This window comes from Flexivirga lutea, assembly GCF_054778955.1.
Map to the genome: position 1 here is coordinate 966,660 of NZ_BAAGZB010000001.1, position 23,280 is coordinate 989,939.

General features: G+C 69.8%; 24 protein-coding genes. 13 read left to right on the forward strand and 11 right to left on the reverse strand.

The genetic code is table 11. The annotated features are described in order from the left end of the window. Nucleotides 1-762: a DUF4191 domain-containing protein gene (locus ACYVBN_RS04515; protein WP_460599472.1), complete on the reverse strand. Its 762-nt coding sequence runs from the start codon at nt 760-762 to the stop codon at nt 1-3. A 4-nt stretch (nt 763-766) separates the two neighbouring features. Beyond that, the gene (locus ACYVBN_RS04520; RefSeq protein ID WP_460599473.1) at nt 767-1,264 is read right to left on the reverse strand and encodes an Lrp/AsnC family transcriptional regulator; all 498 of its coding nucleotides are present in this window, start codon (nt 1,262-1,264) and stop codon (nt 767-769) included. Here ACYVBN_RS04520 and ACYVBN_RS04525 point away from each other — a divergent pair. Next, a complete protein-coding gene (locus ACYVBN_RS04525; protein WP_460599474.1) occupies nt 1,247-1,429 on the forward strand; it encodes a hypothetical protein in 183 nt (60 codons plus the stop codon). The two genes, ACYVBN_RS04520 and ACYVBN_RS04525, sit on opposite strands and share 18 nt — an antisense overlap. 2 nt (nt 1,430-1,431) lie before the next feature. Here the strand turns inward: ACYVBN_RS04525 and lipA are convergent, their stop codons facing one another. The 4 genes from lipA to ACYVBN_RS04545 are packed head-to-tail and all read right to left on the reverse strand — an operon-like array spanning nt 1,432 to nt 4,379. Next, a complete protein-coding gene (gene lipA, locus ACYVBN_RS04530; RefSeq protein ID WP_460599475.1) occupies nt 1,432-2,457 on the reverse strand; it encodes a lipoyl synthase in 1,026 nt (341 codons plus the stop codon). Nucleotides 2,458-2,490: 33 nt separating this feature from the next. Beyond that, the gene (locus ACYVBN_RS04535; protein WP_460599476.1) at nt 2,491-3,093 is read right to left on the reverse strand and encodes a flavin reductase family protein; all 603 of its coding nucleotides are present in this window, start codon (nt 3,091-3,093) and stop codon (nt 2,491-2,493) included. Nucleotides 3,094-3,105: 12 nt separating this feature from the next. Continuing rightward, nucleotides 3,106-3,909 carry a slipin family protein gene (locus ACYVBN_RS04540; RefSeq protein ID WP_440281631.1) on the reverse strand — a complete coding sequence of 268 codons (804 nt, stop codon included), beginning with the start codon at nt 3,907-3,909 and terminating at the stop codon, nt 3,106-3,108. Continuing rightward, complete coding sequence (locus ACYVBN_RS04545; RefSeq protein ID WP_460599477.1) at nt 3,882-4,379, reverse strand: NfeD family protein; 498 nt, start codon at nt 4,377-4,379, stop codon at nt 3,882-3,884. Before ACYVBN_RS04545 ends, ACYVBN_RS04540 begins: the two co-directional genes overlap by 28 nt. A gap of 142 nt (nt 4,380-4,521) precedes the next feature. Here ACYVBN_RS04545 and map point away from each other — a divergent pair, with 142 nt between their 5' ends. The 3 genes from map (at nt 4,522) to smc (ending at nt 9,728) form a co-directional block, all read left to right on the forward strand. Next, nucleotides 4,522-5,301 carry a type I methionyl aminopeptidase gene (map, locus tag ACYVBN_RS04550; RefSeq protein WP_460599478.1) on the forward strand — a complete coding sequence of 260 codons (780 nt, stop codon included), beginning with the start codon at nt 4,522-4,524 and terminating at the stop codon, nt 5,299-5,301. Next, nucleotides 5,298-5,846: a GNAT family N-acetyltransferase gene (locus tag ACYVBN_RS04555; RefSeq protein WP_460599479.1), complete on the forward strand. Its 549-nt coding sequence runs from the start codon at nt 5,298-5,300 to the stop codon at nt 5,844-5,846. Before map ends, ACYVBN_RS04555 begins: the two co-directional genes overlap by 4 nt. Nucleotides 5,847-6,080: 234 nt before the next feature. Further along, nucleotides 6,081-9,728 carry a coiled-coil domain-containing protein gene (gene smc / locus ACYVBN_RS04560; RefSeq protein WP_460599480.1) on the forward strand — a complete coding sequence of 1,216 codons (3,648 nt, stop codon included), beginning with the start codon at nt 6,081-6,083 and terminating at the stop codon, nt 9,726-9,728. 182 nt (nt 9,729-9,910) lie between these two features. Here smc and ACYVBN_RS04565 read toward each other — a convergent pair whose 3' ends face one another. From ACYVBN_RS04565 to ACYVBN_RS04575, 3 genes are read right to left on the reverse strand one after another with little or no spacing between them, the layout of a single operon-like run. Next, complete coding sequence (locus tag ACYVBN_RS04565) at nt 9,911-10,309, reverse strand: RidA family protein (protein ID WP_440281636.1); 399 nt, start codon at nt 10,307-10,309, stop codon at nt 9,911-9,913. Nucleotides 10,310-10,311: 2 nt separating this feature from the next. Then, nucleotides 10,312-11,064: an IclR family transcriptional regulator gene (locus tag ACYVBN_RS04570; RefSeq protein WP_460599481.1), complete on the reverse strand. Its 753-nt coding sequence runs from the start codon at nt 11,062-11,064 to the stop codon at nt 10,312-10,314. Beyond that, nucleotides 11,061-12,089, reverse strand: coding sequence for a sugar kinase (locus ACYVBN_RS04575; protein WP_460599482.1), 1,029 nt, complete (start codon nt 12,087-12,089; stop codon nt 11,061-11,063). Before ACYVBN_RS04575 ends, ACYVBN_RS04570 begins: the two co-directional genes overlap by 4 nt. Before the next feature lie 121 nt (nt 12,090-12,210). On the opposite strand from ACYVBN_RS04575, the gene ACYVBN_RS04580 reads away from it, so the two are divergent. The 7 genes from ACYVBN_RS04580 (at nt 12,211) to ACYVBN_RS04610 (ending at nt 19,898) form a co-directional block, all read left to right on the forward strand. Continuing rightward, nucleotides 12,211-13,524 (forward strand): type III PLP-dependent enzyme domain-containing protein, encoded by a 1,314-nt coding sequence (locus ACYVBN_RS04580; protein WP_460599483.1) that lies wholly within the window; start codon nt 12,211-12,213, stop codon nt 13,522-13,524. 11 nt (nt 13,525-13,535) lie between these two features. Continuing rightward, complete coding sequence (locus tag ACYVBN_RS04585; RefSeq protein WP_460599484.1) at nt 13,536-15,152, forward strand: N-acyl-D-amino-acid deacylase family protein; 1,617 nt, start codon at nt 13,536-13,538, stop codon at nt 15,150-15,152. Further along, nucleotides 15,149-15,817 carry a bifunctional 4-hydroxy-2-oxoglutarate aldolase/2-dehydro-3-deoxy-phosphogluconate aldolase gene (locus tag ACYVBN_RS04590; protein ID WP_460599485.1) on the forward strand — a complete coding sequence of 223 codons (669 nt, stop codon included), beginning with the start codon at nt 15,149-15,151 and terminating at the stop codon, nt 15,815-15,817. The genes ACYVBN_RS04585 and ACYVBN_RS04590 overlap by 4 nt, the downstream gene beginning before the upstream one ends. Nucleotides 15,818-15,829: 12 nt before the next feature. Then, nucleotides 15,830-17,293: a GntT/GntP/DsdX family permease gene (locus ACYVBN_RS04595; RefSeq protein WP_440281642.1), complete on the forward strand. Its 1,464-nt coding sequence runs from the start codon at nt 15,830-15,832 to the stop codon at nt 17,291-17,293. 262 nt (nt 17,294-17,555) lie between these two features. Continuing rightward, nucleotides 17,556-18,695, forward strand: a complete 1,140-nt coding sequence (locus ACYVBN_RS04600; RefSeq protein WP_460599795.1) for an LLM class flavin-dependent oxidoreductase — start codon at nt 17,556-17,558, stop codon at nt 18,693-18,695. After that, nucleotides 18,692-19,414, forward strand: a complete 723-nt coding sequence (locus tag ACYVBN_RS04605; RefSeq protein ID WP_460599486.1) for an NADPH-dependent FMN reductase family protein — start codon at nt 18,692-18,694, stop codon at nt 19,412-19,414. The genes ACYVBN_RS04600 and ACYVBN_RS04605 overlap by 4 nt, the downstream gene beginning before the upstream one ends. 34 nt (nt 19,415-19,448) lie before the next feature. Then, the gene (locus tag ACYVBN_RS04610; RefSeq protein WP_460599487.1) at nt 19,449-19,898 is read left to right on the forward strand and encodes a DUF2752 domain-containing protein; all 450 of its coding nucleotides are present in this window, start codon (nt 19,449-19,451) and stop codon (nt 19,896-19,898) included. Nucleotides 19,899-19,971: 73 nt separating this feature from the next. Here ACYVBN_RS04610 and ACYVBN_RS04615 read toward each other — a convergent pair whose 3' ends face one another. Next, a complete protein-coding gene (locus ACYVBN_RS04615; protein ID WP_460599488.1) occupies nt 19,972-20,421 on the reverse strand; it encodes a DUF4190 domain-containing protein in 450 nt (149 codons plus the stop codon). Between the two features lie 159 nt (nt 20,422-20,580). Between ACYVBN_RS04615 and ACYVBN_RS04620 the strand changes: the two genes are divergently transcribed. Further along, nucleotides 20,581-20,787 (forward strand): hypothetical protein, encoded by a 207-nt coding sequence (locus ACYVBN_RS04620; protein ID WP_460599489.1) that lies wholly within the window; start codon nt 20,581-20,583, stop codon nt 20,785-20,787. A gap of 82 nt (nt 20,788-20,869) precedes the next feature. After that, nucleotides 20,870-22,150 carry a signal recognition particle-docking protein FtsY gene (gene ftsY, locus ACYVBN_RS04625; RefSeq protein ID WP_460599796.1) on the forward strand — a complete coding sequence of 427 codons (1,281 nt, stop codon included), beginning with the start codon at nt 20,870-20,872 and terminating at the stop codon, nt 22,148-22,150. 141 nt (nt 22,151-22,291) lie between these two features. Here the strand turns inward: ftsY and ACYVBN_RS04630 are convergent, their stop codons facing one another. Next, a complete protein-coding gene (locus ACYVBN_RS04630) occupies nt 22,292-23,218 on the reverse strand; it encodes an oxygenase MpaB family protein (protein ID WP_460599490.1) in 927 nt (308 codons plus the stop codon). Nucleotides 23,219-23,280 lie beyond the last annotated feature (62 nt).

Below are 23,280 nucleotides of genomic sequence, written 5' to 3' on the forward strand. Positions count from 1 at the left end.
TCAGCGCCCGCGGAGCGCCTTGCGGTCCATCCGGGGAGCGTTGCGCGGATCCATGCCCTTGGGGATCGGCGGCTTGGCGGCGCCCAGAGCACGCAACCGCTTGGTCACGGCCTGCACCTCGGCGTCGGTGAGCGTCTTGGGCAGCTTCTTCATCGTCTTGGCCAACTCGCCGAGCTTGACCGTGTCGTCGCCGGCGCCGACGCGCAGCACGTGGACCGGCACCTCCTGGCCGGCGACGCGGCTGACCCGCTTGCGCTCGGACTCCAGCAGCTTACGGGCGCCACCGCTCGGGCCCTCACCGATCAGCACGACGCCCGGCTTGCCGACGGCGCGGAAAACCATGGCGGCGTTGGACAGCTCCGACATACGACGCGCACGACCGGCCTCGGCAGCCACCGGCTCCTGGTCGTACGTCCAGCCGCGCTTCAGACCCTGCAGCGCGGCGCCGGTGCCACCGGCCTGCCCCTCCAGTGCCCCGTATGCCGCCCGCTCGGCCAGCCGGCCGAAGACGATCACGGTCGCCAGCAGGCCGATGATCGCACCGAGGATCGCGGTGTAGATCCAGCTGCTCCAGATGAAGTGCAGCAGCACCATGAAGACCAGCAGGGTGACGACGAACGTCAGCGCCATCCACAACGGGATCTTCGGGTTGTGCTTGACCGACGCCTGGTAGAGCGTCTTGAACTGCGACAGCCGCCCCGGGTTGTCCGGATGCTTGGGTTTACGCGAAAAGCGGGACTTCTTCTCAGGCTGCGTCGACATACCCTCAGGATACGGCTCCGAACACCGCCGGCGGGACCACCTCGCCAGTGCAGCGCCCGGCCCGGTCCAGCAGCCAGCCCATCCGCTTGTGCGGCCGAAGATGCAGCATCGTCTCGGTCGGCACCAGCCCCGGGGCGTACTCGGCGATCTGCTGCTCGATCTGCGCCATGCCAGTGCCTTCGGTACCGCGCACGGTGATGATCAGGTTGGCCTCGCCGGTCACCGACGCCAGCAGCCGCAGCCCACTGATCTGCTGGATACTGGCGATCACCTTGGTCTTGGTGACCGGGGCCGCACGGGCGAACCACGACCAGTCGACCGGGTTGCCGATCACCTCGGGCGCGACGTCGCAGCGGACCGTGACCAGCCGCTCCGCGACCACGCGCTGCAACTGCAGCCGCACCGTGGCCGCCGGCCGGTCCAGCACCCGCGCCAGATCGGCGACGGACCGGCGTGCGTCCAGCGCGAGTGCGGTGATGAGCTCTTGGTCCGGCGGAGCCACCGCACGGTTCACCTGCAGCCCGGGTTCGTCGCCGACCTGGTGCTGCTGGACCACGACCCGCTGGCGCCGGCCGCGGACAGCGCTGCTGCCGCACGACAGCTCCGTAGCACCCGTGCCGCGCTGACGATGGTCAGCGGCCGGATCGTGCACGACCAATTGCGCTGAGCTCAGCCGACTTTGGCGCCCTGTCGCTCGACGAGCGCGGCAGCCTCCTGCCGCGCGGGCGACTCGGCGGCTGCCGCGAGATGCGTCAGGTGGGCCGGCAGCTGCCGGCCCAGCTTGGCCATCGCACCGGCATACAGCTTGCCGGCGCGGTATGACGAACGCACCAGCGGACCGGCCATCACACCGAGGAAGCCCAGATCGGTGGCCACGTCGGACCAGCGCACGAACTCCTCCGGCTTCACCCAGCGGTCGATCGGGTGGTGCTTGGGGGAGGGACGCAGGTATTGGGTGATGGTCAGGATGTCGCAGCCGGCCTCGTGCAGGTCCCGGATGGCCTGCTCGACCTCGTGGTCCTCCTCACCCATGCCGAGGATGAGGTTGGACTTGGTGATCAGCCCGGCCTCCTTGGCCATGGTGAGCACCCGCAGCGACTTCTCGTAGGTGAACGCCGGCCGGATCCGCTTGAAGATGCGCGGCACCGTCTCCAGGTTGTGCGCGAAGACCTCGGGGCCGGCCTCGAAGACCTGGCCGACCAGCTCCGGCTTGGCGCCGAAGTCGGGCGGCAGGATCTCCACGCCGGTGTGGGGGTTGAGCTCGTGGATCGCCCGGATGGTCTCGGCATACAGGCGGGCAGCGCCGTCCGGCTGGTCGTCACGGGCGACGCCGGTGACCGTGCAGTAGCGCAGGTCCATCTCGCGGATCGACTCGGCCACCCGGCGCGGCTCGTCCATGTCCAACGCGGTCGGGCGGCCGGTCGCGATGTCGCAGAAGTCGCAGCGGCGCGTGCACACGTCGCCGCCGATGAGGAACGTCGCCTCGCGGTCCTCCCAGCACTCGAAGATGTTGGGACAGCCGGCTTCCTGGCAGACGGTGTGCAGACCCTGGCTCTTCACCATCTGATGCAGGCCGGTGTATGCCGGGCCCATCTTCGCGGTGGTGCGGATCCACGCCGGCTTGCGCTCAATCGGCGTCTCGGCGTTGCGCGCCTCGACGCGCAGCATCTTGCGGCCCTCAGGTGCAACAGTCACGGGATCCAGGCTACGTCGCCGGGGCACCCGTGGTCACTCCGGGCGGCGCATGTCCAATCGCGTGTCCCCGGTGATGCCGTAGTAGGTCGTCGGGCCGCCGGCGCGTAGCAGCGGATCGGCCGCGAGCGTGTCGAACACACCGGTCTCGACCAGCCGCTCGTCGATGTGAACCCCGACGACCTCGCCCACCACGAACCAGCTGCCGACGGCGGCGCCCTGCGCCGACTGCAGGGGAACGAGCTGGGTGACCTTGCACTCGAAGTTGACCGGTGAGGCCGCCACCCGGGGCGCCGCGACCTCGGTCGACGGCGCAGCCGCCAGACCGGCGGCCTCGAACTCGTCGACGTCATGGGTGGTGGACGTGGCGTTCATGACCTCGGCCAGGTTGCGGGTCACCAGGTTCCAGGTGAACTCCCGGGTCGCGTCACAGTTGGCGACGCTGCCCTTCCAGCCGTTGCTGGAGAAGCCGACCAGTGGTGGCCGGTAGTGCAAGGCGTTGAAGAAGCTGTATGGCGCCAGGTTGCGACGCCCCTGCGCGTCGACCGTGCCGATCCAGCCGATCGGCCGCGGCGCGACGATCGAGTTGAACGGGTCGTGGGCCAGGCGGTGTCCCTCGGACGGGCGGTAGAAGTGCATACCGCCATACAACTACGGCCGGGTCGGTGACCCATCATCCGGCTCCTGGGAGCCGGCGTGGCCGGTGAGCTGTCCGAGCAGGGGCTGCACCAGGTCGACCGGCAGCGGTATGACGACCGAGGACTTGGCGTTGCTGCCGACCTCCATCAGCGTTTGCAGGTAGCGCAACTGCAGCGCGGTCGGGTTGCGGCTCATCACGTCCGCGGCGTCGGCCAGTTGGGTCGAGGCCTGGAACTCGCCCTCGGCGTTGATGACCTTCGCGCGGCGTTCCCGCTCGGCCTCGGCCTGCCGGGCGATGGCGCGCTGCATGCTGCCGGGGATCTCCACGTCCTTGATCTCCACCACGGACACCTTGACGCCCCACGGCTCGGTCTGCTGGTCGATGACCTTCTGCAGGTCCTCGTTCAGGCGTTCCCGCTCCGACAGCAGCGTGTCCAGCTCGGCCTTGCCGAGCACCGCACGCAGTGAGGTCTGCGCGATCTGGGTGGTCGCCGCCAGGAAGTTCTCGACCTCGACGATCGCCCGGTTGGCGTCCATCACCCGGAAGTAGGCCACGGCCGTCACCCGGACCGGGACGTTGTCCCGGGTGATGATGTCCTGCGCGGGCACGTTGAGCGTCACGATCCGCAGGTCGACACGCACCATCCGGTCGACGACCGGGATGAGCAGCGCCAGGCCCGGGTCCTTCATGGTGACCAGCCGGCCGAGCCGGAAGACGACGCCGCGCTCGTACTCCCGCAGGATGCGCACCGACGAGCCGAGCAGTGCGACGAGGACGACGGCCAGGATCACAACGACAGCGATGACGGCTTCCATACCGGCAGCACCTCCCACGCGTGCGGGCGCCGCACGGTCACCGACAGACCGTCCAGCTCCGTCACCACGACCTTGTCGCCGGGGGCGGGCAACGGGTCCTCCCAGCCGTAGACGAGCTCGGCGTGCCAGAGCGCACCGTCGACCGCGACCTGACCCTCGCGGCCCGACCACGAACGCACCACGGCCTTGCGGCCGATCAGCGCCGTCGGTCCGGTGCGCGGCTCCTGGTTGCCCGCCACGATGACTTCGCGCGCCACCACGACCAGCGCGAAGAGTCCCGCGACGGCCAGCAGTGCCGCGATCGGGACCGTCACCCACCATGACGCGCCCGAGGCGGTGAGGATCACCGCGATCCCGCCGGCGGTGGCCAGGATGCCGGCGACACCGAACACACCGGCAGTGGTGACGTGGGCCTCGATGACCAGCAGGGTCACGCCGACCAGGACCGCTGCGACGCCGTACAGGAGCATGTCGATCACCTCGCGGGTGGAGCACGAGGTTGCCGCGTGGAGCAGATGGACCAGCAGGTTCGGCAGCCTTGCCCGTTCCCCTTCCAGGATATCCCTCGGCCGCGATGCGGCACCCGGTCCGCGCTCGGCATACGGTGTCCTGGTGATCGAACTCAAGTCCCCCTCCGAGATCGAGGCGATGCGGCCCGCCGGCCGTTTCGTGGCGTCCGTGCTGAGCGCGCTGCGCGGCGCCGCCGCTGTCGGCGTCAACCTGCTCGAGCTGGATGCGTTGGCGCACAAGATGATTCGCGACGCGGGTGCGCAGTCGTGCTACATCGACTATCACCCCAGCTTCGGCGCGATGCCGTTCGGCAAGGTGCTGTGCACCAGTGTCAACGACGCCGTGCTGCACGGGCTGCCGCATGACTACACGCTGCGCGACGGCGACCTGTTGTCCGTCGACTTCGCCGCCAGCGTCGACGGGTGGGTCTCCGACTCCGCACTGTCCGTGGTCGTCGGCACGCCCGACCCCGAGGATCTGCGCATCATCGACACGACGGAGAAGGCGCTCGCGGCCGCGATCGACGTCGCCCGCACCGGCAACAAGCTCGGTGACATCTCCGCCACCATCGGCGACGTGGCCCGCTCGGCGGGCTACACGGTCAACACCCAGTTCGGCGGCCACGGCGTGGGGCGCACCATGCACGGCGACCCGCACGTGGCCAACGACGGGCGCGCGGGCCGCGGCATGAAGCTGCGCCCCGGCCTGGTGATCGCCATCGAGCCGTGGTTCATGCGCGACACCGACGAGATCTACACCGACCCCGACGGCTGGACGCTGCGCTCGGCCGACGGCTCCCGCGGTGCGCACTCGGAGCACACGATCGCGATCACCGACGGCGACCCGATCGTCCTGACCGACCGCGCAACTCTTCCCGCGTGACGGCTTCCGCCTCGAGTGACGGCGCGATCGGACCGTCGCTCGGTGAAGAAGGCATCACTCGCGGTGGGGTGCCAGTGCCGTTGCCCGGTCTGCCCGGCATCCGGGTGACGGAGGCGACGGCCGACCACGTGCCGGCGATCGTGGCGTTGCTCGCGGACGACGTGCTGGGTCGGGAGCGCGAGGCGGAGGCGACCACCATGTATGACGAGGCCTTCGCGACCATCGCCGCCGACCCGACCGAGCACCTGCTGGTGCTGCTGGACGAGAGCGACGCCGTGGTCGGCACCCTGCAGCTCGGCTTCGTGCGCAGCTTGTCCCGTGGTGGTGCGCTGCGGGCGCAGATCGAAGCGGTGCGGATCGCCGAGGCGCTGCGCGGCCGGGGCGTCGGCCGGGTCTTCTTCGAATTCGTCATCGGGCTCGCGAGGCAGGAGGGCGCCGTGCTGGTGCAGCTGACCAGCGACCTGCAGCGCGAGGGCGCCATACGGTTCTACGAGTCGCTGGGCTTCGTGCACAGTCATGCCGGGTTGAAGCTGGCCCTGAGTTGACCTGGTTGCTTTCCTGACCTGCTGGCCCGTCGGGGGTCGGGACGGGTGGCGGGCCGTTCTCTGCCCTGGGGAGACTTTGGTACGGCGGGGGTCGGGGGTGGCGGGCCGTTCTCTGCCCTGGGGAGACTTTGGTACGGCGGCCAGGCCACCCGACCGGTTGTTTCGTGGCGCGCGGCGTGCCGCCAAGTAGAGTGGCCGGGTCGTCATACCACCCGCAGAGGAGCCAGCCAGCTCGTGTACGTCAAGAGCCTGACCCTGAAGGGCTTCAAGTCCTTCGCCTCGGCGACCTCGATGAAGCTCGAGCCGGGCATCACCTGCATCGTCGGGCCCAATGGTTCGGGCAAGTCCAACGTCGTCGACGCGCTTGCCTGGGTGATGGGGGAGCAGGGCGCCAAGAGCCTGCGCGGCGGCAAGATGGAGGACGTCATCTTCGCCGGCACCGCCGGCCGCGCGCCGCTGGGTCGCGCCGAGGTGACCCTGACGATCGACAACTCCGACGGTGCGCTGCCGATCGACTACACCGAGGTGACGATCAGCCGCACCATGTTCAAGGGCGGCGGCTCCGAATACGCCATCAACGGCACGTCCTGCCGGCTGCTCGACATCCAGGAATTGCTGTCCGACTCCGGCATCGGCCGCGAGATGCACGTCATCGTCGGGCAGGGACAGCTCGACGCGGTGCTGCGCGCGACCCCCGAGGAGCGGCGCGGCTTCATCGAGGAGGCGGCCGGCGTCCTCAAGCACCGCAAGCGCAAGGAACGCGCACTGCGCAAGCTGGACGCAATGGAGGCCAACCTCGCCCGGGTCACCGACCTCACCACTGAGATCCGCCGCCAGCTCGGCCCGCTCGGCCGGCAGGCCGAGACCGCCCGTAAAGCCGCGACCATCCAGGCCGACGTCCGCGACGCCCGGTTGCGGCTCCTGGCCGACGACCTCGCGCAGCTGACCAGCAACCTCGAGCAGGAGGTCGCCGACGAGACCGCCCTGCTGGAGCGGCAGAAGTCCGTCGAGCGGTCGCTGGCCGCGGCGAAGGCGAGACTGGAGCAGCTCGAGCACGAGGCGGCGCAGATCGCGCCGGCGCTGACCAAGACGCAGGAGCAGTGGTTCGGGCTGTCCTCGCTCAAGGAACGCATCGAAGCGACGGCCTCCCTGGCTGCCGAACGGGTGCGCTTGTTGTCCGAGGACGACCAGCACGAGGAGTCCCGCTCGGGCCGCAGCCCCGAGCAGCTGCAGCAGCAGGCGGCCACGGTGCGCGACGAGCACGACGAGTTGCAGCAGCAGATCGCGCGGGCGAAGGTCGCGCTCGAGCAGGCCACTGAGCGGCGTGCCGACCTGGAGCAGGCGCACCAGGCCGAGCAGCAGCGGCTGACCAAACTGGCGCGGGCTGCCGCGGACCGCCGGGAGGGTCTGGCCAAGCTGGAGGGCCAGGTCGGCGCTCGCCGCAGCCGCACCGAGGCACGCGAGTCCGAACTCGGCAGGTTGACGGCGAGCATGGCGGAGGTCGTCGAGCGGTCCACGCGTGCCGAGAAGGAGTTCGCGGCGCTCGAAGCGACCATCGCACAGGACGAGGCCGGCGAGGAGGACCTCGACACCGCCTATGAGGAGGCGCAGGGCAAGCTCGACGCCGTCAAGGAGGCGTTCGAGGCCGCCCGCGAAGAGGAACGCACCGCCGAGCGTGAGCGCACCGGTCACCAGGCGCGGCTGGAGGCGCTCGAGCTGAGCCTGCGGCGCAAGGACGGTGCCGCCCATCTGCTCGGCGCCGAGGGAGCCAGCGGGTTGCGCGGCTCGGTGTCCGAGCTGGTGTCGGTCGAGGACGGCCATGAAGCAGCGATCGCCGCGGCGCTGGGCTGGGCGGCAGACGCCGTGGTCGCCGATTCGTTCGATCAGGCGGCCGAGGCGGTGCAGACGTTGCGCACGGACGACGCCGGTCGGGCCGGGATGCTCTTCCGCGGTGCGACCGCGGAGAGCACGGACTCCTGGCCGCAGCTGCCGCCCGGTGCCCGGTGGGCACGCGAGGTCGTGGGCGCACCTGCCGACATACAACCAACCGTGGAAGCGTTGCTCGACCGGGTCGCGCTGGTGGACTCCGTCGATGTTGCGAAAACCGTTGCGAACATTGGAGATCGGGTCATTGCCGTCACCGGCGATGGCGACGTGTATGCCGCGGGATTCGTCCGTGGCGGCTCGGCCGGAGCACCCAGCCTGCTGGAGATCCAGTCGGCGGTGGACGAGACCCGTGAGCACGTTCAGCAGGCGACCCACCGGCGGGAGAAGGCACAGTTCGCCGCCGAACAAGCGCGGGCGAAGGCCGTCGAGCTGAGCGCCGATGTCGACGCCGCCCTGGAGCGGCTCAACGAGTCCGATGCCCGGATGTCGGCCGTCGCGGAGCAGCTCAGTCAGCTCGGACAGGTGATGCGCGGCGCCAAGGCGGAGCGTGAGCGGCTGCAGTTGCAGCATGCCGAGGCCGAGAAGCAGCTGGCCGCCGGCCGCGAGGAGCTGGCCGATCTGGAGCAGCGACTGGCTGCCGCGTTGGAAGAGCCCTCGGAGGAGGAGCCGACCACCGACGAACGTGACCGGCTGGCGGCCGAGGCCGCCGCCGCCCGCAGCGCCGAGACGGAGCAGCGGTTGTCGTTGCGGACCCGGGAGGAGCGGGCGAAGTCGCTTGCCGATCGCGCCAAATCCCTTGAGTCCGCTGCGCGTTCGGAGATCGAGGCACGAGAGCGTGCGCGTGCCCGCCGGGAGCGTCGCGCTCGCGACGCGCGCGTCGCGGCCGCGGTGCAGACCGGCGCCGGGCACGCGGTCGGCGTCGTGGCGCAGCTGCTCGAGGTCGCGGCGGCGCGTCGTGCGGAGGCCGACCGGATCAAGGGCGAGCTGGACACGGCGCTGAAGGAGGAGCGGGCGCGGGTGACCGCGGTCGGGGACGAGCTGCGCGAGCTGACCGACACCGTGCACCGGGACGAGGTCGCGCGGGCGCAGCAACGGCTGCGCATCGAGACCCTGCAGACCAAGGCGGTCGAGGAGCACGGCATCGACCCGGAGGTGTTGGTCGAGGAGTTCGGTCCGCACCAGCTGATCCCGCACGTGCCGGGGCCCGACGACGACCCGGACGACCTGCCGGAGCCCATCGCGTTCGTGCGTGAGGTGCAGGAGAAGCGGTTGCGGTCCGCCGAGCGCAAGCTCAGCCAGCTCGGCCGGGTCAACCCGTTGGCGCTGGAGGAGTTCGCGGCGCTGGAGGAGCGGCACAAGTTCCTCACCGAGCAGTTGGAGGACCTGAAGAAGTCCAAGGAGGACCTGCTCGACATCGTCGCCGAGGTCGACAAGCGGGTCGAGCAGGCGTTCAGCGAGGCGTTCGAGGACACGGCGCGGGAGTTCGAGGGCGTCTTCAGCCGGCTCTTCCCGGGCGGTGACGGGCGCATCACGCTGACCGATCCGAGCAACATGTTGACCACCGGCATCGAGGTCGAGGCCCGCCCGCCGGGCAAGAAGATCAAGCGGCTGTCGTTGCTGTCCGGTGGCGAGCGTTCACTGGTCGCGGTGGCGTTGCTGGTGGCGATCTTCAAGGCCCGCCCCAGCCCGTTCTACATCATGGACGAGGTCGAGGCAGCGCTCGACGACGCCAACCTGGGCCGCCTCATCACCCTCTTCGAGGAGTTGCGCGACTCCAGCCAGCTGATCGTGATCACCCACCAGAAACGCACCATGGAGGTCGCCGACGCGCTGTATGGCGTCAGCATGCGCGGCGACGGTGTGACGACGGTCGTGTCCCAGCGGATCAAGGACGTACTGCCCGGTGGCGGAGTGCAGGTGGAGACCACGCACAGCGTGACCGAGGGCAAGACGGTCGAGGATTCCGGCATACCGGCGTTGTCGTCGCTGAGCTGAGGCCCACCGTCCTCTTTCGCCGAGGGGACACGTAACGCACTGACAGGACACGAAAATCGGGCCGAATCGGCCCGGTTTTCGTGTCCTGTCAGTGGTTTTGGTGTCCGCTCGGCAAGGAGGGGGAGCGGTCTGGCGACGGCTGGAGCAACCCACCCGTCATACGAGGAGCAGGGCGATCGGACTCAGCCCAGGACGGCCATGGCGTCGATCTCGACGAGCAACTCGGGCTTGGCCAGCGCCAGCATCGTGGTGGTGCGACAGGGCAGGACGGCGTCCGGGCCGAGCCGGTCGCGCAGGAAGCTTTCGTACGCGGCATTCATCTCCGCGAAGTCCTTCGGGTCCGTCAGGTAGACGCGCACCGACACCACGTCCTCCCACGAGGCGCCGCCCGCGGTGAGGATGGCGTCCAGGTTGGCGAAGGTCTGCTGGGTCTGCGCGGTCAGGCCCTCGGCGAGCTTGCCGGTGGCGGCGTCGACCCCGGTCTGGCCGGAGACCTGGACGATGCCGTTCTTGACGACACCCTGGGAGTAGGGGGCCGCCGGGATCGGTGCCTTGTCGGTGGTGATCTGTTGCAGGGGCATTCTCAGTTCCTTTCGGTGGTGGTCCAGTCGGTTTCGATGGCAGCCGTGGCGCGGAGCAGCGCTGGGAGCAACGCGTGCACCTCGTCCCGGCTCAGGATGACGTCGGGCACGGAGATCGACGCTGCCGCGATGATGCGGCCCGCGCCGTCGCGGATCGGTGCGCCGATGCAGTTGATGAAGTCCTCGTGTTCGGCCGAGTCCTCCGACCAGCCCCGTGCGCGGACCTTGGCCAGCTCGGCGCGGTAGGCGTCCGGCGTGGTGATGGTCCGGGCGGTGAAGGCGTGGAAGTCGGTGGCCGCCAGAGCATGTGCGAGTTGACGCTCCGGCAGCTCGCTGGCGAGCACCTTGCCGACGGCCGTGGCATGCAGTGCCGCGACCAGGCCGACCCGCGAATACATCCGCACCGAGCTGGTGCTCTCCACCTTGGCGATGTAGATCGCCTTGGTGTCCTCGTATGCCGCGAGATGAATCGCCTGCCCGCCGGTTTCGCGACCGAGCCGCTCCAGATGCGGTAGCGCGATGTCCCGGATCGCGTGTTGTGCCAAGGAACTCGAGCCGAGCTCGAACAGTCGCGACCCGAGGAAGAACCGGTGATTGGCGTCGCGGCGGACGAAGCGATCCTCCTCCAGCGTGCGCAGGAGCCGCAGCACGGTGGTCTTGTGCACGCCGAGCGAGTCGGCCAGTTCGTCCAGCGACCGTCCGCCGCCGGCGAGTTCGCTGAGCAGTTGCAGTCCACGCGCGAGGCTCTGGCTCATGTCCGCTCCTGGACGATCGGCAGTGCGGGAGAGCAGATACCCTGCGCGCTCACCGACGTCGCGCTCCAGTCAGGGTCGCTCGCGGTCTCCAGCGTGTGGCGTATGGCGGGGCCGGGCAGCTCCGTGGCGTGGTCGCCGGGCACGGCGAGCACGCACGCCGCGCTGAGGTGTCCCAGGCGGAGCCGCTGCGTGGCGTCATACCCCGACAGCAGCCCGGCCAGATAGCCGGCGGCGAACCCGTCGCCGGCGCCGACCGGCTCGACGACCTCGACCCGCAGCGCGGGGACGGCAGTGCTGGTGCCGTCCGGGTCGAGCTCGGTGGCCACGTGCGCGTCGGACTTGATGACGATCCGTGCTCGTGGGCCCAGCAGTTCGCGCACCGCCGTGGGCGAGCTGACACCGAGCGCCGCTTCGGCCTCGTCGGCGCCGAGCAGCACGATGTCGGCGGCACGCAGCAGCGTCAGCAGGTTGTCCGATGCCCGGCCTCGCCACAGCGCCGGCCGCCAGTTGAGGTCGACGCTGAGGGCGAAGCCGTCGGTGTTCCGCGCGGTGATCAGCTGGTCGAGCAGGTCGCTGTCGGAGCCCAGGATGCCCGCGGTGATCCCGGAGGTGTGCACGACGTCGCAGCCGCGGAGCGCCTCGGCCACCATCGGGTCGCCGAGCAGTCGCGCATCCATGGTCGCGGCCGCAGAACCGTTGCGGTAGTAGTACATCCGGCTTCCGGCCGCATCGGCGTCCTTCAGATAGACGCCGGTCGGCCGTGCGTCGTCGCGTTCGGCCAGGACGGTGACCCCGCGTGCCCGCAGGTCACCTTCGACGACGTCGCCGAACGGATCGCGTCCCAGCCGGGAGACCCAACACACCGGTATGCCGAGAGCGGCCAGTGCGCCCGCGACATTCGCCTCGGCGCCGCCGACCGAGCGGTGCAACAGGGTCGACCCCACGAGACCATCGGACAGGTGCGGACGCAGGACGACCATCGCCTCACCGAGGCACAGCACCCGCGCCGATGCGTTCGTCGTCACCGTGCAGCACCTTCCCCCGGGGCATCCTGGAGCTCTTGACGTTGTCTCGGCGGCGATGCTACACAAGGACAACACATCACGCAATGTTCGTTGCGTAATACGCAACGACGAGAGGTAGGGCATGGATCGCGCGGCATGGGAGAGGCTCTCGGGAGAGCGCGTCGACTGGCAGCACAAGGGAATGTCACCGGACTTCTGGGGCCTCACCGTCGCCGAGCTGCGCGCGCGGCGGCCGCGGCTGTCCGAGTTGCCGACCCCGCTGCTGACGCTGTCGCGGCCCGCACTCGATCACAACATAGCTGCGCTCGCATCCTGGTGTGCCGACAGGGGATTCGACCTCGCACCGCACGGCAAGACGACGATGGCGCCGGCGCTGTGGCAACAACAGCTGGACGCCGGTGCGTGGGCCATCACCGTCGCCAACCTGCCGCAGCTCGCGGTGGCCAGGGCCTTCGGCATGCCGCGGGTGATGGTCGCCAATGCGGTGATCTCACCGTTGTCGCTGCGGTGGATCGTCGACGAGCTCGCAGCGCATCCGCAGGACGAGATCTACGTATGGGCCGACGCGGTGCGGACCGTCCAGCTCATGCACGAGGCCCTCGAGGCGCGTGCCGCCGATGCCGGTCCCCGACCGCCGTTGCGCGTGCTCGTCGAACGCGGCGGCACCGGTGGCCGCACCGGAGCTCGGGATCTGCGGACCGCCCTGGAAACCGCTGCAGCGGTGGCAGATTCGCCATACCTGCTGTTGGCCGGGGTCGCCGGATACGAGGGCGCGCTCGCGCACACCGCCGACGACCAGGCGCGCGAGGTGGTGGCGTCCTACTTGCGGGATCTGGCGCAGGTGCACCAGGACCTGCTCGACGGCGGTCGCTACCCGGAGGGCATCACACCGGTCATCACCGCCGGTGGCAGCGCCTACTTCGATGTGGTCGATGAGGTGCTGCGCCCGTTCGCCGACGCCGGCGCCCGGGTGGTGCTGCGCAGCGGTGCGTATGTCGTGCACGACGACGGCTTCTACCGTGGGATCTCGCCGCTCGGACAGCACCCGCGTACCGCCGGCCCGACCTTGCGTGCCGCGATGCACGGATGGGTGCGCGTCAGCTCCCAGCCCGAACCCGGTCTGGCGATCTTCGATGGGGGCAAACGCGATCTGCCCTTCGACGAAGGGCTGCCGGAGGTGCAGTTGCTGCGCCCCCGGACCGCGGGCGACCAGGTCACCCAGCTGGAGGGGATCGAGGTGACCGCCCTCAACGACCAGCACGGCTTCCTGCGCTTCGACGCCGACGCTGCCGCGCCGGTGCGCATCGGCGACGAGCTCCGGCTCGGGCTGTCCCACCCGTGCACGGCACTGGACAAGTGGGTTCTCGTGCCGGTCATCGACGACGCCGACGCGGAGGACCCGGTGGTCGTCGATCTGCTGCGCACCTGGTTCTGAGAAACATTGTCATGACTGCGGATTGGCTATTCCGGGGCGCCCGCGTGATCGACGGGTCCGGCGAGCGGGCGTACGACGCCGACGTCACCGTCGAACACGGCGTGATCACCGGCATTCACCGGGACGGGCACGCAGCCGGTGCGGCACGCCGTGTCGTGGCGGCCGGTGGCCGCGTGCTCGCGCCCGGCTTCATCGACATGCACGCCCACTCCGACGTCCAGCTGCTCGCCACGCCCGACCACACCGCCAAGATCAGTCAGGGCGTGACCCTGGAGGTCCTCGGCCAGGACGGACTGTCCTTCGCGCCGATCGACGACACGACGCGCGACGTCCTGCGCCGGCAGATCGCCGGCTGGAACGGTGACCCTGCCGGCTTCGACTACGACTGGGCCACCGTGGGGGAGTACCTGGACCGCCTGGACCGCGGCATCGCCTGCAACGCCGCCTATCTGGTGCCCCAGGGGACCCTGCGCCTCATGGTGGTGGGGCCGGACGACGTGCGGGCGACGCCGGAGCAGGTGCGCCGGATGAAGGAGCTGCTCGCGACCGGCCTGGACGAGGGCGCGGTCGGCATGAGCAGCGGATTGACTTATCCACCAGGCATGTTCGCCGATGACGCAGAGCTGGTGGAGCTACTCGGCGTGGTCGCGGACAGGGGTGGCTATTACAGTCCGCATCACCGCTCCTACGGCGCCGGCGCACTCGAGGCGTATGCCGAGATGATCGAGGTATGCCGCGCGGCCGGCTGTGCGTTGCACCTGACGCACGCGACGATGAACTTCGAGCCCAACAAGGGCCGCGGGCGTGACCTGCTGCGGCTGATCGACCACGCACTCGACGACGGCGTCGACATCACGCTGGACTCCTACCCCTACCTGCCCGGTTCGACGACATTGAGCGCGATCCTGCCCAGCTGGGCGACGACCGGTGGCCCGGAGGCGTTGCTGCGCAGCCTGGGCGACCCGGCCGTCCGGGCCAGGATCGGCCACGAGATCGAGCAGGTCGGCACCGACGGCTGCCACGGGTGCGTCACCGACTGGCGGACCATCCAGATCAGCGGTGTCGGCGACCCCTCGCTCGGTGACACCGTGGGGCACACGATCGACGAGATCGCCGCGGCATCAGGCCGATCCGCCACGGATGTCTTCTTCGATCTGCTCGTCCGGGACCGCCTGGCGACCACGATCCTGCAGCACGTGGGCCACGAGGAGAACGTGCAGACGATCATGCGGCACCGCACGCACTGCGGCGGTTCCGACGCGATCCTCGTCGGCGATCGCCCGCACCCGCGGGCGTGGGGCACCTTCCCGCGCTACCTCGCGCACTACGTCCGGGAACTCGGCGTGCTCGATCTGGTCGGTTGCATCCACCACTTCACCGGGCGCCCCGCATCCCGGCTGCGGCTGGACCGGCGCGGTCTGGTGCGTGAGGGGTATGCCGCGGACCTGGTGCTCCTCGACCCGGACGTGATCCAGGACACGGCGACGTTCGAGCAGCCCCGACAGCAGGCCACCGGCATCGACTGGGTGCTGGTCAACGGCGTGGCCGTCATGGAGTCCGGGCAGCGGACCGATCAACTTCCAGGGCGCGCACTGCGCCGGACCGACGAAGGGACACGAGCACTGTGAGTGACAACGCGGCAGGAGTGCTGGAGGCGCTGGCACGAGATCGGGTCCTGTCGATCGTGCGGGCGCCGCGCATCGACGATGTCGTGGCGCTGGCCGAGGCGCTGTCGGCCGGCGGCATCCGGGTCCTCGAGCTGACCTTCACCACGCCCGGACTGACCGACCTGCTGCGGGATACCGCGGCGGCCGCTGCACGCACCGGCGCCTTCGTCGGCGCCGGGACGGTGACCAGTGCCGACCATGCGCGGGCGGCCCTGGAAGCGGGCGCCCGCTTCGTCGTCACACCCGGGCTCGGTCGGGACGCCGGTGAGATCGTCCAGGTCGCCCACCGAGCCGGTGCCGCCGCGGTGCTCGGGGCGCTGACCCCCAGCGAGGTGATGACCGCGGTTGCGCTCGGTGCCGACGTCGTCAAGATCTTCCCGGCGCGGGTGGTCGGCCCGACATACCTCTCGGATCTGCACGGTCCGTTCCCCGACGTGCCGCTGGTCCCGTCCGGCGGCATCAACGCGGGCAATGCCCTCGCCTTCCTCGACGCGGGCGCGCTGGCGGTGACCGCAGGCACGTCGGTGGTCGCACCGGCCGATGTCGAGCATGCCCGCTGGGCCGATGTCACGCGCAACGCCGCTGCGTTCTGCGCAGCACTCGACCCGGCGCACAACCCCTCATAAGCGGAGAGATTCATGACAACAGCGCTCCATCCGGTGTCCCTGGCCGCGGCCGACGACACCATCAAGAAGATCCACGAGCCCTGGGCCGGTCACGACACCCAGGCCCTGATCGTCACGGTGATCGGCATCGCGATCATCGTGGCGCTCATCATCAAGATGAAGATGCACGGCTTCCTCGCCCTCACCATCGGCTGCCTGGTGGTCGGCATCGGCTCCGGCATCAGCCTGGAGAACGTCGCCGGCTCGTTCGAGACCGGCGTCGGGGCGGTCCTGGGCAACGTCGGCGTGCTCATCGTGCTGGGTGCCATGCTCGGCAAGCTGCTCGCCGATTCCGGCGGGGCCGACGAGATCGTCGACAAGATCCTCACCGGCGGCAATGGTGCCCTGCCCTGGCGGATGGCCCTCATCGCGTTCATCATCGGCATCCCGATGTTCTTCGAGATCGGGCTCGTGCTGTTGATCCCCGTGGTCATGCTGGCGATCAAACGCTCCAAGAAGCCGGCGATGACCCTCGCCATACCGGCGCTCGCGGGCCTGTCGGTGTTGCACGGCTTCATCCCGCCGCACCCGGGTCCGCTCGCCGCGATCGCCAACCTGCACGGTGACGTCGGCACCACCCTGGCGATCGGCCTGCTGATCGCCATACCGACGGTGATCATCGCCGGACCGCTCTTCGCGATCCTCGCCGCCCGCATGGTGCCGATCGGCGCGGCCGGCGCCGGCGGCAACCTGGTGGGCAGCACCGGCGTCGACCCGACCCAGGACAGTGTCGAGGCGGCGCCGGCCGACGGCGCGCAGCGGGCGACCCGTCGGCCGACGTTCGGCTGGACGATCGCGACCATCCTCTTCCCGGTCGTGCTCATGCTGATCCGCGCGGCCGCCGACGTCTGGATGGACCCGAGCAACGGGATCTATCCGTTCCTGCAGTTCATCGGCGAGCCGGTCGTCGCGTTGCTGCTCGCCGTGCTGATGGCGATGGTGACCTTCGGGACCACGGTCGGCTTCTCCCTCGACACGCTCACCGAGAAGATGAGCGACAGCCTCAAGCCGATCGTCAGCGCCACATTCATCGTCGGCGCCGGGGGCGGTTTCAAGCAGGTGCTGCTCGACGGCGGCACCGGCATCGCCATCGGCAAGATCGCCGTCGCGGCCAGTCTGTCCGCGCTGGTGCTCGGCTGGATGATCGCGGTGCTGATCCGCGTGGCCACCGGTTCGGCCACCGTCGCCACCGTGACGGCCTCCGGCATCGTCGCGCCGCTCGCGGTCGGCCTGTCCTCGACCCATCTGGCGCTCGTCGTCCTGGCCGTCGGCGCCGGCTCGCTGTTCTTCTCGCACGTCAACGACGCGGGCTTCTGGCTGGTCAAGGAGTACTTCGGTATGACGATCGTGCAGACCCTGAAGACGTGGTCGGTGATGGAGACGATCATCTCGGTGGTCGGCCTGGGGCTGACCTCACTGCTCTGGGTGATCATCTAGCGCCCCGGTCGTCATACACGATCCGTCGCGGCATACCGAGCGGACACGATCTGCATCGAGCGGACACGAAAAACCGGCTGAAACACGGTCATTTTCGTGTCCGCTCGGTGCGTTTGTTGTCCGCTCGGTGCTGGGGGGCATCGGGTATGACGAAGAGGTATGGCGCAGGGAATAGCGCAGGCGGTGTCCCCGTTGACATGACCAGTTAGTTAAAATTTGAGGTAATTCGCGAGAAGCATCCAGACAGCAGGGAGTGAGCCACATGCAGTTCGGCGTCTTCACCATCGGTGACGTCACGGAGGACCCGACGACCGGCCGCACGCCGACCGAGGCCGAGCGCGTGCAGTCGATGGTCGCCATCGCCACGAAGGCGGAGGCGGTGGGGCTGGACGTCTTCGCCACCGGTGAGCACCACAACCCGCCGTTCGCCGCGCCGGCCAACCCGCCGATCCTGTTGAGCCACATCGCGGCGCAGACCGAGAACCTCCAACTGTCCACCGCCACCACGCTGATCACCACCAACGACCCGGTGCGCCTGGCGGAGGACTACGCCTACCTGCAGCACCTCTCGGGCGGTCGCACCGACCTGATGCTCGGCCGCGGCAACACCGGCCCGGTCTACCCGTGGTTCGGCAAGGACATCCGCAAGGGCATCCCGCTCGCCGTCGAGAACTACCACCTGCTGCGCCGCCTGTGGCGGGAGAAGTCGGTGGACTGGGAGGGCGAGTTCCGCACCCCGCTGCACGGCTACACGCTCGCGCCGGCGCCGCTGGACGGCGTGCCGCCGTTCGTGTGGCACGGCTCGATCCGCAGCCCCGAGATCGCCGAGCAGGCCGCGTTCTACGGTGACGGGTTCTTCCACAACAACATCTTCTGGAACAAGGAGCACACCCAGTCCATGGTGCGGCTCTACCGGCAGCGTTTCGAGCACTACGGGCACGGCGCCGCCGAGCAGGCCATCGTCGGCCTGGGCGGCCAGATCTTCATGGCGGAGACCGAGGCGGAGGCCAAGCGGATCTTCCGGCCCTACTTCGACAACGCACCGGTCTACGGGCACGGCCCGTCGCTGGAAAGCTTCACCCGCGACACCCCGCTGACCGTCGGCACGCCCGAGCAGGTCATCGAGCGCACGCTGGGCTTCGCCGACTACGTCGGTGACTACCAGCGCCAACTGTTCCTGGTCGACCACGCCGGCCTGCCGTTGGACGTGGTGCTGGAGCAGATCGACATCCTGGGCAAGCAGGTCGTGCCGGTGCTGCGGCGCGAGTTCGATGCGCGGCGTCCGTCGCACGTGCCCAGCAACCCGCCCACGCACGCGTCGCTCGTGGCCGAAGGTCCCGACTCGCCGCACCGCAAGGTGATCAGCGCCACCGCCGGTCTGGAGCAGGAGGCTGCGGTATGACGAACACCCCACGAAGTTCTCCCCCGCTGCGCTCCTCCGATACTTCGCGGGGACCCCGGACGGGGCGCCGCGTGGTCGTGCTGACCGCCGGGCTGAGCCAGCCCAGCAGCACCCGGTTGCTGGCCGACCAGATCTCCGGGGCGGTCGCCGCCGAGGTGAGCGCCCGCGGCGAGGCGGTCGACCTGCGGACGTACGAATTGCGTGAATACGCAGTGGATCTGGCCACCATGATGGCGACAGCGGGTATGCCGACGGCGCGCCTGGACGAGTTGCGGCGTGCGGTCTCCGCGGCCGACGGGCTGGTCGTGGTGACACCGGTGTTCGCGGCCAGCTACAGCGGCGTGTTCAAGATGTTCTTCGACGCGCTGGACGCCGACGCGCTCAACGGTATGCCGGTGATCATCGCCGCCACGGCCGGCACGCCCCGGCACTCGCTGGTGCTGGACCACGCGCTGCGTCCGCTGCTCAGTCACCTGCGCGCCGTCGTGATGCCGACGGGTGTCTTCGCCGCCACCGAGGACTTCGGTGGCGGTGCGGCCGGCCGTGACCTGGCCACTCGCGCCGGTCGCGCGGCGGCCGAGCTCGCCGCGCACGTGGTCTCCAGCGGCGGTGACGCCGTCGCCGGGTTCACCCCGACGAACGCCGGCCGCGACTCCGGGGTCGACGTACCCGCCGAGGTCACGCCGTTCCTGAAGCTGCTCGGTGGTCATTCGGGCTGACCGCCCCGGGCGGGCGGTGACCTAACCTGGGGGAGTGACCACCAGCGAACTGCACCGGGCGCCGGCGGCGGACGACGTGCCACTCGAGCGACGGATCCGTGGACCGCTGCTGGCGGCGGTCGGCGGCGCCGGTGCGATGACGCTGCTGCACTTCTACGATCCGCACCGGTCCGGGTCCTACGGTTTCTGTCCGTTCCTGTCGCTCACCGGTGCCCCGTGCCCGTTGTGCGGCGGTTTGCGTGCGATGAACGACGTGACCCGCGGGCGGGTCGGTGACGCGCTCACCAGCAACGCGGCGGCCGTCTTCATCCTGGTCGTCGGCACTGCGCTGATCGTCCGCTGGCTGATGCGGCGGGCGCGCGGGGATGCCGCCGCGGTGCTGCTCACGACACCGAAGGTCCCGACCGCGATCTTCGCGACCGTCATGATCGCCTTCACCGTCTTCCGCTGGACGCCCTGGGGGCACTGGCTCTACCAGGGCTGACGGCATCCGGCTGCGACCATTGGAAAGGGGCCGGTCACCGAGACGGTGACCGGCCCCTTCCGCGCGTATGGCGTCAGCCCGCGAGGCGGACGATGGCCGCGATGACCGTCCAGACGGTGCCGATGATGCCGCAGATGAAGCCGGCCTGGACCTTGCCGCGACCGCTCAGCATGCCGCCGGAGGAGTCGATCTGCTGCATGGCCTGACGGCCCATGATGATCGCCGGGATGCCGGTGAACAGACCACAGCAGACCAGGCTCAGGATGCCCAGCACCAGGATCAGCGTCGACTTGTCGTGCTCCTGCTGCATCGGCGCACCGTAGGGGCCGCCCTGCTGCGGGGCGCCGTGCTGCGGGGAACCGTAGGGTGCGGCGCCGTACTGCGGCGTGCCCTGGGGTGCGCCGTACTGGGGATCACCCTGCGGTGCGCCGTACTGGGGATATCCCGAACCGTCGCCGGAGCCCTCCTTGGGCTGCTCGCCGTAGCCGCCGGGCTGGTTGGGGTCGTTCGGATAGTTGGTCAACGGGATGATCCTTCTGGTCGGGGTGCGTCCGGACGAGGGTAACGAAGGGCGCAGGGTGGCGCACCTTCCTCGACAACTCGGGCGGCAAGTCGGCGAATCGCCGCGCCATACCAAGGGTTTTGCTTTGGAAATCACAGCTTCGGACGCGACAATCGAGCCATGGTGTGGTTGATCCTGGCGCTCGTTGTCGGTGTTGCGCTCGCAGGGACGGTGATCGGCCTGGTCGCCGTGCCCGCTCGACGCGAGGGCCGTGAACTCCTGACCGAGCGGGCCGAGGGCATGGTCAGCTCGGTGACCGAGCGGCGACGGGGGAAGGTGGAGGCCGACACCGGCGCGGAGTCCGACTCCGGCCACTCGGCAGAGTGACACGCCGGGCGATCCGCGCCGGCGGCGCGATCGCCGCACCCGGGGGTGACACCGCGCCCGGACCGCTGAGCGATTTGGGATGATGTCCGGCGTGGACCAGCTCTGGGAAATCCTTGTCATCATCACGGTCGTCGTCCTCGCCGGTCTCGGCCTGCTCGTCGGCTATCTGCGCGGTGGCGGTAAGAAGTCGGCGCCGCCGGTAGCCCCGCCGCCCGCGCGGGAGGCGAAGACCCGCGGCGCCAATACCTACAAGCCGAGCAGCACGGCGACGATCGACACCGGGAAGGGCGGGGCGCCGCAGCCGCCCGCACCGCAGCAGGAGGAACCACCGGCTGCCGAGGCCGCAACGCCGGCCGACCAAGCGCCGACCGAGGCGGACTTCGCCGCCGCCGAGCAGGCGTTGGCCGAAGCTCCGGCCGAGCCGGGGATCGAACGCCCCGAGTCGGCGCGCGGTCGTATGACGCGACTGCGTTCGCGGCTGGCCGGCTCCAACAATGCGCTCGGCAAGGGCCTGCTCTCCGCGCTCTCGGGCGACCGCTTGGACGACGCGGTCTGGGAAGAGGTCGAGGACACTCTGCTCGGCGCCGACCTCGGCGTCGCGGCCACCACCGAGATCGTCGACGGGCTGAAACGTCGAGTGCAGGTTGAGGGTGCGCCCAGCAGCGAACAACTCGAGCGCTGGCTGCACGAAGAGCTGCTGGCGCAGGTCGGTCCGGACATGGACCGCCGTATTGCCGGCACCCGGGTCGGCGACCGCCCGGCCGTCATCATGGTCGTCGGCGTCAACGGCACCGGCAAGACCACCACCGTCGGCAAGCTGGCCCGCGTGCTGGTGGCCGAGGACAAGGACGTCATCCTGGGCGCGGCGGACACCTTCCGCGCCGCCGCGGCGGATCAGCTGGAGACCTGGGGCGCCCGCGTCGGTGTGCCGACGGTGCGCTCCGACAAGGAGGGCGCCGATCCGGCGGCCGTGGCGTTCGACGCGGTGAAGGCGGGCGCCGAGGGCGAGGTCGACGTCGTGCTGATCGACACCGCCGGGCGGCTGCACAACAAGGTCGGCCTGATGGACGAGCTGGCCAAGGTCAAGCGGGTCATCGAGAAGCAGAGCCCGATCGACGAGTGCCTGCTGGTGCTGGATGCGACCACCGGTCAGAACGGCATGCGCCAGGCGGAGATCTTCGCGCAGGCCGTCGACGTCACCGGCGTCGTGCTCACCAAGCTGGACGGCACCGCCAAGGGCGGCATCGTGGTGCTGGTGCAGCGTGAGCTCGGTGTCCCGGTGAAGCTGGTGGGCCTGGGCGAAGGCGCCGACGACCTGGCGCCCTTCGACCCCGAGGCCTTCGTCAACGCCGTCCTGGACTGAGTCTTCTGATTTCGCTCCTCGCGAGAAGGGTCGGGACGCACACGAACAAGTTCGTTGTGTGTCCCGACCCTTCTCAGTCGTCGCTCCATCGCGAGTGGGCTCGTTCTGCCGTCACCTGACCTGCGCTGTCGCCATACCTGGTCAGGAGTCGCGGAAAGCCTCAGCGGCCTGGTTGACGCGGCGGTCGGCCTGCACCTGCGGGTCGGCCAGCATCCAGCGCACGCCCTTGGCGCCGGCGACGCCGACCCCGCGCAGCAACGCCGCCCCGCCCGGCGGCGTCCGCAGGCCCAGCATCCGGCGGGCGTATGGCGGGAGGGTCCCGATGGCGCCGGCGACCAGGCTCAGGTAGCCCGGCCGTGCGGTCGGTGGCAGGGGCGGCTCCCACAGGATGAAGCGCAGCGCCTCGCGCGCGGCCGGCGTCGCCCGCAGTTGCGGGCGGTATGACGCGAGCGTCTCGCGCAGCGACGCGACGCTGGCTGGAGCGTCGCCGAAACCGAGCCGACTCGACACGGAGCCGATCTGAGCGACATACGTGTCGGCCTCGGCGTCGCTGAGCGTGCTGCCACCGAAGGCGCGATAGCAGGTCAGGAAGCTGTCGGCCTCCGCCGCATGCACCCAGGCCAGCAGGTGCGGATCGTCGGCGCGGTAGTCGACGCCCTCGAAGGTGCCGTGCACTCGCCGGTGGATGCCGCGCACCCGCGCCAGGAGGCGCTCCGCGTCCGGGATGGTGCCGAACGTCGTGGTGGAGATGAAGTTGCTGGTCTGCTGCAGCCGACCCCACGGGTCGTCGCGATAGTTGGAGTGCTGGTCGACCCCGGCCATCGCCAGCGGATGCAACGACTGCAACAGCAGTGCGCGGATCCCGGCGACGAACATGGACGCATCCAGGTGCACCCGCCAGATCGGGTCATCGGGGCTGAACCAGCGCTGCCCCGGCTTGCCCCAGATGCCGTCCGCGCGCCGCTGCGCGTCCTCACCCGCCACCCGCTCGCGCAGTTGTACGGCGGCTCGATGCCGCACCGCGTCGTGCATGCGGCGCACCGGGCCGGGCAGCACGAGGGACGTCATACCGCCATTATGCGCGGCGAGCGAAACCTGCCGGTAACGCACTGCCGAACACGCAACACGGC